The 13182-nt window shown below is 58.7% G+C and carries 9 protein-coding genes and 2 pseudogenes; 5 read left to right on the top strand and 6 right to left on the bottom strand.

Features of this window, described 5'->3' with window-relative positions; genetic code table 11:
- Positions 1 to 3 precede the first annotated feature (3 nt).
- The 5 genes from LMTR13_RS26215 to LMTR13_RS26195 are packed head-to-tail and all read right to left on the bottom strand — an operon-like array spanning position 4 to position 4562.
- Complete coding sequence (locus LMTR13_RS26215) at positions 4 to 582, bottom strand: hypothetical protein (RefSeq protein ID WP_065730303.1); 579 nt, start codon at positions 580 to 582, stop codon at positions 4 to 6.
- Positions 582 to 893 (bottom strand): chorismate mutase, encoded by a 312-nt coding sequence (locus LMTR13_RS26210; RefSeq protein ID WP_065730302.1) that lies wholly within the window; start codon positions 891 to 893, stop codon positions 582 to 584. Before LMTR13_RS26210 ends, LMTR13_RS26215 begins: the two co-directional genes overlap by 1 nt.
- Complete coding sequence (locus LMTR13_RS26205) at positions 890 to 1891, bottom strand: arginase family protein (protein WP_156795805.1); 1002 nt, start codon at positions 1889 to 1891, stop codon at positions 890 to 892. Before LMTR13_RS26205 ends, LMTR13_RS26210 begins: the two co-directional genes overlap by 4 nt.
- Positions 1888 to 3912, bottom strand: a complete 2025-nt coding sequence (pabB, locus tag LMTR13_RS26200) for an aminodeoxychorismate synthase component I (RefSeq protein WP_065730300.1) — start codon at positions 3910 to 3912, stop codon at positions 1888 to 1890. Before pabB ends, LMTR13_RS26205 begins: the two co-directional genes overlap by 4 nt.
- Entirely contained in the window at positions 3912 to 4562 is a 651-nt protein-coding gene (locus tag LMTR13_RS26195) for an anthranilate synthase component II (RefSeq protein WP_065730299.1), read from the bottom strand. The genes pabB and LMTR13_RS26195 overlap by 1 nt, the downstream gene beginning before the upstream one ends.
- A gap of 913 nt (positions 4563 to 5475) precedes the next feature.
- Between LMTR13_RS26195 and LMTR13_RS26190 the strand changes: the two genes are divergently transcribed.
- Positions 5476 to 5760 carry a DUF736 domain-containing protein gene (locus LMTR13_RS26190; RefSeq protein WP_418219724.1) on the top strand — a complete coding sequence of 95 codons (285 nt, stop codon included), beginning with the start codon at positions 5476 to 5478 and terminating at the stop codon, positions 5758 to 5760.
- Positions 5761 to 5883: 123 nt separating this feature from the next.
- Here the strand turns inward: LMTR13_RS26190 and LMTR13_RS42890 are convergent.
- Positions 5884 to 6029 (bottom strand): annotated as a pseudogene (locus LMTR13_RS42890) (DUF736 family protein); the annotation flags it as partial.
- A 310-nt stretch (positions 6030 to 6339) separates the two neighbouring features.
- Here LMTR13_RS42890 and LMTR13_RS26185 point away from each other — a divergent pair.
- The 4 genes and pseudogenes from LMTR13_RS26185 to LMTR13_RS26165 all read left to right on the top strand — a co-directional run bounded on the left by LMTR13_RS26185 (position 6340) and on the right by LMTR13_RS26165 (position 9671).
- Positions 6340 to 6597 carry an acyl carrier protein gene (locus LMTR13_RS26185; protein WP_156796036.1) on the top strand — a complete coding sequence of 86 codons (258 nt, stop codon included), beginning with the start codon at positions 6340 to 6342 and terminating at the stop codon, positions 6595 to 6597.
- 10 nt (positions 6598 to 6607) lie between these two features.
- Positions 6608 to 6809 (top strand): annotated as a pseudogene (locus LMTR13_RS39850) (beta-ACP synthase); the annotation flags it as partial.
- A gap of 340 nt (positions 6810 to 7149) precedes the next feature.
- Positions 7150 to 8472 carry a C4-dicarboxylate transporter DctA gene (gene dctA / locus LMTR13_RS26175; protein ID WP_065730297.1) on the top strand — a complete coding sequence of 441 codons (1323 nt, stop codon included), beginning with the start codon at positions 7150 to 7152 and terminating at the stop codon, positions 8470 to 8472.
- Between the two features lie 920 nt (positions 8473 to 9392).
- On the top strand, positions 9393 to 9671 hold the full coding sequence (locus LMTR13_RS26165) for a transposase (protein WP_335622102.1): 279 nt from the start codon (positions 9393 to 9395) through the stop codon (positions 9669 to 9671).
- The last annotated feature ends 3511 nt before the right edge of the window (positions 9672 to 13182 follow it).

Here is a 13182-nt window from a genome sequence, read left to right as displayed (position 1 = left end):
TGTTCAAGGCAGCAGGTCATGCAACTCTGGATAGGGGCTGGCGATAATCGTGCCCGAATAGCGGGGACGAGGGCCGTATAGCAGCCACGTCGTCACCACTTCGCCAATCTCCTGTATGATCTCAAGCTCGTCGGGATGTTCGAGCGCCGATCTGCTGTAAGCAACCCCCGCATCATACAGGCCTTCAAGGAGTTTTTTCTCTACAACCGGCTTTGTTGTTTCGAAAATCAGCTTATTCCATGCTTTTGGGTCGATATACCCCACCGTTGGCTCGGGGAGTCCGAGCGTCCGAGGCTCCTTCACATCCTTGCGTTTGACGACCGCGATGCTTTGAGTAGGCAGTATGAAGGTGTCCACGACCTGCAGCCGATTGCGGAATTTCTCGGTTAGGAAGTGGACATTCAGGTGCGCGCTGCATTGGAGAACATAGCTGTCTCCGCGATCTGCGGCCTCCGCCGCCGCAGCGACGAGTTCGTCAACGAGTATGATGTCTCGCAGCTCGATCCCTTGGAAGTCGAGATATTTGAGGGCCGCATGATGGTGACAGCTTCTCGCCGGGCCGAGCGTGTAAATGCGGACCATCAGGAGAGGATCCTCTCCTCGTCTATGATCCTGGCTTCGAGTTCGCAGGCCTCTTCTATGATAGTATCATAGATATCTTCAGTGAATTCCCTGCGCAGGCCGCGTTCCGCCCCAAGCTCGGCGCAGCGTGCCTTTACCTCTGCAACCCGATCGGGTTGCATCATCGCGATCCCGCGCTTCTTCTTGTAACGAGCCACCTTAGCGCAGATGGAGAGTCTCTGGCTGAGGATCTCCACCAGTTGGTTGTCCAACTCGTTGATGAGGTCTCGAAATGGAAGAAGGCCAGCATCGGGGGCTGAAGTGTCGTTCATGTATGGCTCCTGCCTGTTTCCTTCATTCCAATTCGCAGGCCCGCGGATAAATGCGCTGCGCAGGCCGACAAAGCGTCCAGTCGGTAGCCGCCCTCCTGTACGATGCAGATCGGCTTGCCGATCGCGGCCAATGCCAGGCCGATTTCTCGGTAGACGTCTGGCGGAAGCGTCCAGCCGCCATGCGGATCTCCAACGACGATATCGTAGCCCAAGCTGACAACCAGAACATCCAGCGTGATAGCCCAGTCGGATTCCAGAAGCCCGCGAAGCGCCGATATGTATTCTGCCGGGCTCGGGTCGGTCAGAAATTCAAGATACCTGTGGCTGCCGAGTGCTGGTTGAAGTTGCGGGATCCAGGGGAAATTGACGTCGGTCCTCGCGTGCAGGCTGGCGAAGCCGATATCCGGGTGTGCGCTCAGCACATCGCTTGTTCCATTGCCCGGGTGGAAATCGAGGTCGATGATGGCCGGCCTGTGGAAGCCCGACGCGCGCAGGCTCAGGGCCGCGACAGCAGCGTTGTTGAGCAGGCAGTACCCGCCCATGAAGCTGCGCCCCGCGTGATGCCCAGGCGGCCGACACAGTGCGTAGCTCACCGGACTTCGCTTAGAGGCGATTGTGGTCGCGGCTGCGAAGCCGGTAGCGGCGGAAAAAAGCGCGCGCTGATAGCTTCCCGTGTCTACGGATGTGTTCTGCGGCACACCGGCCGCTGCATATTGTCTGGCAAGCTCGGTAATTTCGGGCTCTCGTGGATGTGGCCCGAGCCGGAGCGCCTCAAGGTAACCTGGATCATGAAGGCTCCCCAGGATCATCATCACCTTGTCCGCGATGTTTTCAGAGGGCGAGATAGACTGAACACCGGGCGAGCTCTGCAATCCCGTCCGGATCTCGTTGATTCGGTCCTCCACTTCCCTTGAAGACTTAATTGAGCCCGTCGCATCGGCGATGAGGCCCGCAGGGCCGGAGGAGGCCGGTGTCAGGTGTACGGTTAGCCAGGTCACAGCAGCCTCCTTCGTCGCCTTTGGCCCGCAGGTGTGAAGCCCATGCTCTCATAGAATGCGATCAACCTCTCGGCGCCGGGGCGGCCGGCCAGGGGAAGAGACACCTCGATCATGGGCCATCCCCGCGCTCGCGCCTCGCGGTCCACGGCCGCCAGAAGCCATCTCCCATGTTGAGCCGAGCGATAGCGCGGATCGACCCAGAGCTCCTGCAGGACGCCATAATGGCCTGAAGCCCTGACCGCGGAGACCTGGGAGACGACGGCAATGCCGATCACTTCGGCAGCCGGCACATTCTCCATTATCAAGGCGAAGCCGAGGCGCGAATCCATGGCCATTTGCCCAGCAACGCCGACCGCGACCTGTAGCTCGAATTGCGGCCCCGGTCCTCCGAGCTCGGTGAGAAGTGCCTGCACACACTTAGCAATAGTGTCCCGATCCTGGAATCTCGCCAGGCGAACACGATGTGCGGAATCGGGTACTATTTCCTCGCTCGCATCGTTATCTGCGCCATGGATCACTAGGGCATGATCCGGGTCGCCTGTTACGGCCTCGGCAATTGCACGGATCGGCTCGCGCGCCTTGAGGAGGATCTCGTCGAACTCCGCGTTGGGGTCGGACAACGCCACGATGGCGCCGCCGCAACCGATGCTCAGGTGCCGTCCCTGGCAGACGATAGTTCGGATGACGATGTTTAGGTCCACCTCCCCGCAGAGAGACAAATAGCCGATCGCCCCCGTGTAGACGCCCCTAGGTGCTTGTTCGAGCTCATCGATAATCTTTAAGGTGCGGATTTTGGGCGCCCCCGTGATCGATCCGCCCGGAAAGCACACAGAAATGCAGGGGATGATATCGTCTGGCGAGGCCAGTTCGCCACGGATGATGCTTACCAACTGGTGGACGGTTTTGTAGCTTTCGATGTGCATGAGGCTTGGCACATGAACGCTCCCGGTGCGGCAGATGCGGCCGAGGTCATTTCGCATCAGGTCCACGATCATGAGATTCTCCGCCCGGCTCTTTTCGTCCAGGCGCAATTCTTCTGCAATCCGCTCATCTTCCTCCGGGATTGCATGTCGAGCCGCGGTTCCCTTGATCGGTTTGGTCTCGACAATGAGCTTGCTGTCGATCCTCAGGAATCTCTCCGGGGAAGAGCTGGCAACACAGATATTTCCAAGCCTGAGGAAAGCGGAATATGGGGCCGGGTTTCTCCGTCTTAGGATCCGATAAAGACCGAGCGGGTCGATCTCTGTCTCAACGGTAATCTCGTTTGTCAGACAGACCTCGTAGGTCTCGCCGGCACGGATTTCAGAAAGGCATCGTTCGATGTTTTCCAAGTACCGGGCCCGCCTCTGACGAAGCTTGAACTGAAGCGGAGCGCTGTTTGCGTTGGGGGACGATGGTGTGACACTGGGGGCCGGTTCGATGCGCTCGATGTCACGCTCGGTCTTGCTGACCCAAAGGGCGGCCTCGTCGGATGCCGCCTCGGCTTCGGGGTAAAGCGCAACGATGTGGATGCGGTCATTCTCATGATCGAAGGCGAGGAATCTGGTGCAGAAGATAAAGCAGGCATCCGGATATTTCGAAGGTGGGGAACTGACGCCGCAGGTCAGAGACTTCAGTTCGTAGCCGAAATAGCCTACATGGCCACCTTTAAAGGGAATATCGGGCACACCGCCTGGATCCCGCAGCTTGTGAGCGGCATGGCTATGGGCAAGAAGCTCGAAAATCGATCGGGAGACGGTTGTCGGAGAGCCTCGGCCGTCGCGCGCGATCCGGATTTCCTGCCGAGAAGCATCGTAGGACGCCAGATAGCTGCGTGACCCGCCAAGCTCTCCCATGAAGGACCAGCGTGACAGCCCGGACACGAGCCTACTGCTGTCCAACCAGAAAGCAGGCTGCGTACCCCCGAAGAGGCGCACGAAAACGTCCTCAGCGCTTACCCCGCATGAGATCGTTGAACTTCTCGCCACATAGGTGACCGCCTCGAAAGGAAAGTCGCGGAGTTGCGACACGTCCTCGGTCATCAGGCCACCTCCAGGCCCGCAAGCGAGGCTTGGGTTGCCGACGGGGCGCATGCATCGGAGAGGAAGTTGACAAAGATCTCTCGTCCGTATTGGGAGCAGATGGATTCTGGATGAAACTGCACGCCGTAGTGGGGCCGCTGCCGATGGCGCAGCGCCATGATGATGCCATCCTCGCTCATGGCCGTGCATTCAAGGCATTGCGGAAGATCACCTGTCACTGTCAGAGAATGGTATCTCGTCACATTGAAAGAACGCGGCAGCCCCTTGAAAAGATCTGTTCCGGAGTTTGTGATGCTGCGGATCCGGCCGTGGAGCGGCTCCGGTGCTCGGGACACGGCTGCGCCATGGAAATGAGCAATGCATTGATGTCCCAGGCACACGCCCAAGACCGGAACGGCGCTGCCGGCCAGAACATCCATCGTCGAGCCGACATCTTTTGAATTTTGGGGGTTTCCTGGTCCCGGCGAGAGAATAATGCGGTCATGAGGGATTTTGCGAATTTCCCTCCACGGCACAGTGTTATCCAAGACAATGGCTTCTTTACCATTTACCTCGCCAACCATCTGGGCGATGTTGAACGTAAAGGAGTCGAAGTTGTCGATCAGGATCACCGATTGCTCAAAGCTTGTCTCGCTTGCTGCCATCTTCATTCCCTGCTGCGAACGGTCTAATTCATTCTATGAGAGGACTAAGCTGCGCCGAAATGCGGCCGCGTGACAGAATACTGCCATGGATGCTCTGCTTCCGTTGAGTCTTCTTTGGCCAAGCTCTGCCTCATTCGGGCGGCTCACGAGTTGATCTGCCCGAGACCTGCCACGATTGAGTCCACGATGTGCTCGCCTACGTCGGCGAAGTTGGAATCATGAGGTGCTGTCGGCAGCCCAGAGGGCGGACGATTGACGGCCAATGCGCGAGGCCCTTTGGGCCTGCGGCTGCGATCACACTGAACAGTCCATCATGCTATCTCCAAGAGAAAATATGCTGGATCGAGCCTGCGCACGCGGCATTTCTGCGACCGGCGAATCGGCGTATCAAGTTCGTTTGCGAGAGCGGACCCTTGGTTGATGTTACATGCCGAAGTCTTTGCATGTGATGCTCGCGCCACGTGGTGTTCGATCGGCCCAACGTTCACCAATGATTGCCGTGTCTTTCATTTGGATCAATCACTAGCGTTGGTAGTTGACGGCAGACGCATTAATGCGTCGCTGATGGCCGACATGCGCACTGTGCCGACCTGACGCTGTGAAGAGGACCGGAGGTCATCATGCCATGCGAGCCCGACGGGAGCGGGGGGTTCTCCAGGCGTGCCGTGATGCCCTACGATTCGACGGGCCTTGCTGGGCGGACCCCGAGATGTGGTCTGCGACCCGGCCTGTTCCCCGCAATAGCGTGCCGGCGATCTTCTTCCCCGCGGCTGCGCCGCTCCTCGCGCAGCAACAAGATCGTCGCGCGCCGTCCTCCGCATGCGCGGCGGCCTGACGGTGCGGGTTGGCCGTCCCGGGGCTCAAGATCGCCACAAGGCCGCGATGGTCGCAGGATTGAACACAGCACAGGAGATCCACCATGTCCCAGATCGGTTCGTTCACCCGCAGCAACGATGGCACCTACACCGGCACCATCAAGACGCTTGCGATCGACGCCAAGGCGCGCCTTGTCCCCAGCGAGCCCGCGTCCACCAGCGACAAGGCGCCAGACCAGCGCGTGATCGTCTCCGGGGTCGAGATCGGTGCCGCCTGGCGCCGGACCTCGAAGGACAACCGCACCTACTACTCGGTTAAGCTCGACGATCCGTCCTTCACCGCGCCGATCTACGCCAACCTCAAGGCGACGATGGCGAGTTTGCGCTGATCTGGTGGCGCTGACCGACACCGCGGACGGCAGCCCGTTATTATGCGGAGCGGCACAGCGACAAAAGACCTGGAAAACCGGGACTAACAGCCAACGACTCCGCATAATCCCACGCTACGCATAATCTGCATTAGCCCCCAAGATGCGGAAGTGCGGCCCTTCAGAGGGGTTCTCGATGCGGACCAGCTTGGCATTGGCGTTTAGAGCGAGAGTGCGAATCGAGCCGGAAAGCCATTGCCGTTCGAGGTGAAGGTGCCGATGGTCGCCATTGTCGGGTCTTTTTTTCAGTTTCCCGGGCCGCGCCCATCGCGGCCTCGATGGCTGACGGCAGACCGGAGGCGGTCGACCTGCACCCCGAAGGGGCCGGCGCGCAGTAGAGGGCGGCCAGGGTGCGACTTTCTTGCTTTACGCGAGGAATTGATACGCAGCGTGGATGCTTACCATCCAAAAAATCAATTTTACCAATGTTGCGGAATGTTGCATTGGCAACAGCACCTGACGCGCACCGATCACGTCACTGCTTCTATCGGCGACGCGGCTCGGCTGAGGAACGGCGTCGCGTTCGCGTCGAGGCGCCTGATGGAAGCAACAGGATGGCAGATCAAACTCGCGAAGGAAATCATCGCCAAAACCAAGGAATACGCAGCGGGCGGCGGCGAGACAACGATCGCCACGGAACTTACCTTGCGTGCCATCCAGTCGCTGGAGTTGACGGATATCATCTGCGACCTGGAGCAGCCCAACGGCATCAAGATCGAGATGAACACGGATGATGCCTGGTCGAATCTCAAGCATATCGGCGACACGGTGGACGCTGTCCACGGCTTTGCTCGCTAAGAAGGCCTGAATGGAGAGGTGCGTCGTCATTACCGGAATGGGCGGGCTGTGCGGCCTAGGCACCTGCGCCTCCAGCTGGAAAGAGACGCGCGAAGGCCGCTCCGCCATCGGCCCGATCATCAATTCCGAGCTTTACGAGCTGAAGGTCAGGATCGGCGCCGACCTCAAAGCGCTATCGAAGCATGACATCGACCGCAAGCAGCTCGTCGATCTCGACGCCACGTCCCATGTGCCGCGCCAGGGCAAGGTGCGCGTGGCGCTGAACGACGCCTCTGCCTTCGGCGGCACGAACGGTTCTGGCATTCGGCCAAGCTAGTCAGGAGACTGTCGGTTCACCGTCTGGCGGGTTGAACGGCCGCATGGCTCGCGCGTGGTGCGCGTCTTGCTTAACGAGAGAAAACACACGTAACAGCCAGCCTGCCGCTGCAGGCTGTCGGATTTCCGACATCGCCGTCTTCAATCGGACACGGCTGGCATGAAAGGCTCGTCTGATGCCGTCGCCTCTCAACGCGCGGCGGCTCGGTGTTCGAGTTCGTATTGGGAAGGAGCGTCATGACCACCATCGCAACAGCGCCGCCCGCGCGGGCGTCGCAAACTTGGTACAAAATCCTCTACGTTCAGGTGCTGATCGCGATCCTGATTGGCGTCGTGGTCGGTTGGCTGTGGCCGTCGCTCGCGACCAACGACTGGGTCAAGGCGCTCGGTGACGGCTTCATTAAGCTAATCAAGATGCTGATCGCGCCGATCATCTTTTGCACCGTGGTCTCGGGCATCGCGCACATCCAGGATGCGAAAAAGGTCGGCCGGGTCGGCCTCAAGGCGCTGGTCTATTTCGAGATCGTCTCCACCTTTGCCTTGGTGCTCGGCCTGGTGATGGGCAATCTTTTCCAGATCGGCCACGGCCTTGCGGCCAAGCCCGATGCCGCAGCCGTCGCCAACTACGTGAAGCAGGCGGAAGCCTCGAAAAGCGTCGATTTCATCCTCAATATCATTCCCGACACCGTGGTCGGCGCGCTGGCGCGCGGCGACATCCTGCAGGTGCTCTTGTTTGCGATCCTGTTCGGCTTCTCGCTGATGGCGCTGGGTGAGCGCGGCGCAAAGTTGCGCGGCATGATCGACGATGCGGCGCACGCGGTGTTCGGCGTCATCGCCATTATCATGAAGGTAGCGCCGATCGGCGCGTTCGGGGCCATGGCCTTCACGATCGGTAGGTTCGGACCATCGGCGCTCGGCAATCTGATCGGTCTCGTCGCGCTGTTCTATGCTACGGCCGCGCTTTTCGTGGTGGTCGTGCTCGGTCTGATCTCGCGCTTTGTTGGCTTTTCGATCTTCAAGTTTATCGCCTATATCAAGGATGAGCTCTTGCTGGTGCTCGGCACCTCGTCCTCGGAAAGTGCGCTGCCGCAGTTGATGAAGAAGCTCGAGCGGCTGGGCTGCTCCAAGCCCGTGGTCGGCCTCGTGGTGCCTACCGGCTACTCCTTCAACCTCGATGGCACCAACATCTACATGACTTTGGCAACGCTGTTTATCGCTCAGGCGCTCGGGGTCGATCTCAGCTTCGGCCAGCAGCTGACCATTCTCGTCGTGGCGATGCTGACCTCAAAAGGCGCAAGTGGTATCACCGGGGCCGGCTTCATCACGCTCGCGGCGACGCTTTCAGTGGTTAATCCGGTGCTGGTGCCGGGCATGGCAATCGTGTTCTCGATCGACAAATTTATGAGCGAGGTGCGCGCCCTTACTAATATCACCGGCAACGGTATTGCCGCGGTGTTCGTGGCCTGGTGGGAAGGCGAACTCGACCAGGCCATGCTGCATGCGCGGCTTAACCAGAAAATCGATCCCACCGACGGCGAGACCTCGAACACGACGGGGTAGGCGGCTGCATTTCTATCCGTCATTTCAGGGCGCGTTGAACTCGGGTGTGGCCGAATTTGCGAGTCTTAGCGGTCCAAGTCGGCAGCAGCCGACTTGGTTTGCGCACCCGGAAATCTCTCGCCGCGACCTCTAGATTGCCGGTTCGCTCGCTTCGTGAGCGCCCCGGATCAACGTCTAAAAAGGCTGCCCCGTGAGACGAGAGGAAGAAACCTCCGCTTTTGCCGGGCGGTTTCTCATGAGTGCCGAGTATGAACGACTGCAAGTCCTCTATCCAACCGCATGACGGCGAAGCGTTTAGCGGAGTGCAACGACGCCATCGCGAAGGGGGTCTGAAGAAGCCCTGGAGCAAAGCCGCGGACGGACTAAAGCGTGATGAGGTTAGCTTTAATCGATTTGGGATTCCTAAATCAGGGACTTCTGGTTCACGATGCGGGCTCGGCCTGGACGCCAGCATGGAGGGGCAAGCCTTACTCTGAGGATCTTCGGAAGCGGGTCGTTGTAGGTTGTTTACCGGCGGATTGTCTGCAACGAGGCGGCTAAACAGTTCGGTGTTGCGTTCAGCACGGCCGTTGGATGGGTGCGACGCCATCGGGAGACTGGCAGCGTGGCGCCCGGCAGGATCGGCGGCCACAGGGCGAAGGCGATTTCCGGCGAACTCCGTGTCTGGGATTTAGGACGAATCAAGGCGACTTCACCTTGCGCGGCTTGGTCGCCGAGCTCGCTGATAGCGGGCTGAAGGCTGATTACCGTTCAGTGGGAGTTCGTCCACGGCGAGAAGCTCAGCTTCAAAAAATCCGTGGTGGCTGGCGAACGCGACCGTCCGGACCTCGCCAGACGGCGAGCTCAGTGAATCAAATATCAAGATCGCCTTCGAACCTGAGCGCTTGGTCTTCAGCGACAAGATCTGGACCAGGACCGCTATGGCGGCCTTGTGGGGGTGGGCGACGGTGGCCAGAGGATTCCCAGCAAGATTCCATGGCTGCTGGAAGACCATGACCTTCCTGGCCGCACTGCACCATGACCGGATCGAAGCGCCATGGTTTCTCGAGGCGCCGACCGATGGCGAGAGTTTCCGCCTCTACGTCGAGAAAGTCCTCCTTCCGACGCTTCGTCCCGGCGACATCCTGATCATGGATAATCTCGGGAGCCATAGAGGCAAAATCGTGCGTCAGCTTACCCGCCTCGTCAATTTCACATAAGTGCCGCTGTCGTGAACCCAGAGCCGATCCTTGAGCATCGTGCGACCGTCTTTATAGCTCCGTCTCCGTGCTGGGAGACTTTCGCAGATATGGCGCGCTCGACCTCGGACGCCAGGACACTCAAGTGATCCGTAAGCCTTGCGAACAGCTCTCGCTTTTCCAGGTCAGTCGCCAGATCGCTGATCAATTTGCATTCGGCTGCATCAGTGCGGAGCTTTTTCAAGTGCTTCTGCAGGTCTTTCATTGGTAAGCCGTGGAGCGGCCTATTCAGACCAATTAATCGGGGTGTAGTTCAGCTCCCGCCAGTCCATTTCCGAACGAAGCAATTCAGCATAGGTGCGCAGATTGTTACCAACAAAGCGGCAACGTCCGCCGTTCGCGCGACCGGCCGACACTTGCCGCCGCACACTTTCCCCAAAGAGACAATGAGTTCTCATCTTTCGAGCTTGAAAAGTTCATCCGGACGCCCCAATTCTTGCGCGCAGATGCTACAGGCATCTCAAGGGCCGGAGCGTTCGTTTCGGACATTCCCACGCAGAAACCAAGTACCCGCTGCACATTAACTACACGCGTTTTTCGCTCACCCACGCTACGCCTATCACGTCGGTTCGAACAGAACGGCTGGGTTTTACAGCGTCTATCTTTGATCTTCCACATGTTGCCAGCTAGCCGGTGTGGCTTAGACTCATCAGTTGGCTGCGATCCCACTTCGTGCTCAGGAATTAATTTGACGTGTAAGCGGTCGCGCAGTTCAAAGGAAGTGAGCGATGGAGGTGGCATATGTATTCGGCTCTTATTGGGATTCTTATTCTTTTGAGCATCGGCATACTATTGGCCCACGCGATGGATGCTTTTCGCTCGCGTTCGTGAGAGCAATTCCCGATGCGGACTATCCTCTGATGCAAACAGTGGTGCGCCTGCCTCAGTTCTGACGACGGATCGCGCCCGGTGAAGCGATCGAGTTCTCAGAGCGCCGTTATCCGTGCAGAGTGCCCGTAAGCCTAGCGATGTCGGCGGCGTCGCCCTTAGCCGCTCTGAGATCCGGCGGCGACTACGGCGATCCGAAGGTGATCCGGCATTCGGCGAACTGACCCGAGGATCTGATCGCGCTCGGGGATTGTACCCTTCTCGCAAGTCCGCGCGAGGCTCAGATCAGACCCGATCAGGAAGTCGCCTATATAGGTGCCGTCTAGCTTTTAGTTGAACCGGCTCAGCCTATCCTTTCGAGGTCGAGTAAGCACCTTTCAAGCTTGTCGATCGCTTCGGCTGAGAACCTTCTCGTTTCGTCCTGCCGCTTGAAATGCGGCTTGACTGGTCCTTCACTCACAGCGCTCAAGCTTCTGCAGACCCCTCGTGAGATCGCTCGACACGTCCTCGGGGATAAAGTTATGCTTTCGAGGGGCATCATTTCGGAAAAGAACGCGTTTAACGCTGTCTCGTCGGTACCCGGCAGCCCCTCGAACTTGAGCTCCACGAGTGGGATCAGGCCTTCGCTTCCGTCCTCGCAACACTCTTCCCATGCTCGTGATCAGCGAGCTGAACATCCTGTACTCGTCTCGACCGAAAAGGCCCATCTAGGCTTCGCGCAGCTCTCGGACCTGGCCTTGATTGCCTGGTCGACAAGCCCGTGTTCTTCCACATGTTCGAATGGACGCCGTGCAGTGAACCGGCTGGGTGGCAAAGCTCAAGGAGACCAGGCAGGCGCACATCACGGTCTGGTGGAATGGCGGTTCTCTCGGCGGCGCAGCCTTTCGCGAGAGGCTCTACCCCCGCGGGACATATTTGTCACCAACGCCGACGACGGCGTTGGCCGCAGAAGATTGCTGATGATTGAGAAGATGCCGACAAAGATGTAAGTGGTCATCACGGCTGCAAATAACAGATACCCGATCGTCGTGACGGTCGCGGCTCAGACGCGATGAGAAAGCCGAATAGATGAGATGCCGCACAAATTCTGTGGTGCAGCGGGGTGCGAATTGCGGCGCAGGCATGCGCGGCTCGCGAGATCGGGTGCTACTTGATATGGTCCGAACAATTCGAAATGATCGATCAGAAACGTGCTTGTGAACACGAATATCCAGCCGACGAATGAGACTGTTGCAGCCGTCACCGCGCCATAGTTTCCTCGGCCTGCCGAATGCCACTACCAGATTAGCAACATGAGGCTCGCAGCGATAAGTACTTCGCTCAATGCGCTTCGGCGCTTATTGTGTCCAGGAGTCTTTGAAGCGCTTGCGCGTCCTGATGCTGTGTTGGATGGCAAACGGAGCCATCCGACCCCTCTACGGCAAGCGAGTTGATGCATTTCTGCCCGCCCGTATCGATCGTCTTCGGCACGAGTAGGCCGCTCGCGAAACCGAGAGCACATAGAATTGTAATGAAGAAAGCGATGTCCGCGGCCGATCCGTAGAGAAAGCTGACGATCCTTGAAAATCGAGTTCCGGACGGCTCCTGGATAATGCGGTGGGTTGGGCTCATGATCGACTCCGCTAAGCCAACACTGCCCCACGCAGAGGGCCGTAAGAATACTGAACTCACGGCTCAAAGCCCTAAAGAGGCACGTGGTTTGTCGATAACACGATAATAGGGGTTTTGAGGACAGAATCGTCCGGAGTCTGCTCACCAAGCCTCTCGATCCTGGTAGCTGAACGGTAGTCGAACGGTCGCGGTACGCTCCGGCCATGCGGTCGTTCTTGTGACCGGGCTATTCAGCGCTTCGACCGAATTGCGCGACCACGACGAAATCAAGGCGCTCTACCTCGGCGCTCGCCGCGAAGTGGCGTCAGCGAGAAGCCGCTGACGGCTGCCGTTGCTAACTTTGATTGACAGGGGGAAACTGTTGGCTACGGACAATCTAGCGCGCAAGATCAATCGAACGCTTATTCTGGAACTATAGGCGGAGCAATCGACATGTTCTCGACGATCTGCACTATGAAGGCGACCACCGGGGGTATGGCGATCCGCAGGGCTTGCGCGAGGACGACAGTGTTCATGGCGCCAGCGCCAGCCGGGCATCCTGGTCAGAAACTTGTGAGATGAACGCCCTCATAAACCTTAGCTCGCATCGATTCGAGCGGCGATATATTTTTTCGATATGGAGGCAACGATTTAGAACGGGATAGGGGTGGCAGGCACCTCCCCGTGCCCGCGACTGGACAGCAAAACTGATCGGAGTACCAGTTTGTGGTGCAGGACCCGGGCGCGATGGCGAGCACTGGCAGTTTTAAGGCGCTCCGATAAGCAGCACCCGCTGCAGTGCCCCGCGAATGATTCCGTCGTCATAGACACGAACACGCGTCGCCGGTCCACGGCCTTGGCTTTTTCGACTCCGATCTACAGCATCGCTCGCCTCTAATCCTGTCGGGCAGGGAGAGGGGTTAGCAATTTTTCGTTCGGTGACTCACAAGCCAGCCTTTCTGGCCGCGCGAAGCGCGCAATTCGTGTCCAACAGCTGACAGCGGCACAAAGCCCGTCAGGTTTAGAACACCGGTCGGCTTGGGCTCCGTGGAGT

Origin of the sequence: Bradyrhizobium icense (assembly GCF_001693385.1) — a bacterium.
GTDB lineage: Bacteria > Pseudomonadota > Alphaproteobacteria > Rhizobiales > Xanthobacteraceae > Bradyrhizobium > Bradyrhizobium icense.
Note: the sequence above shows the minus strand (reverse complement) of the source record. Positions and strands in the feature narration are given on the sequence as shown.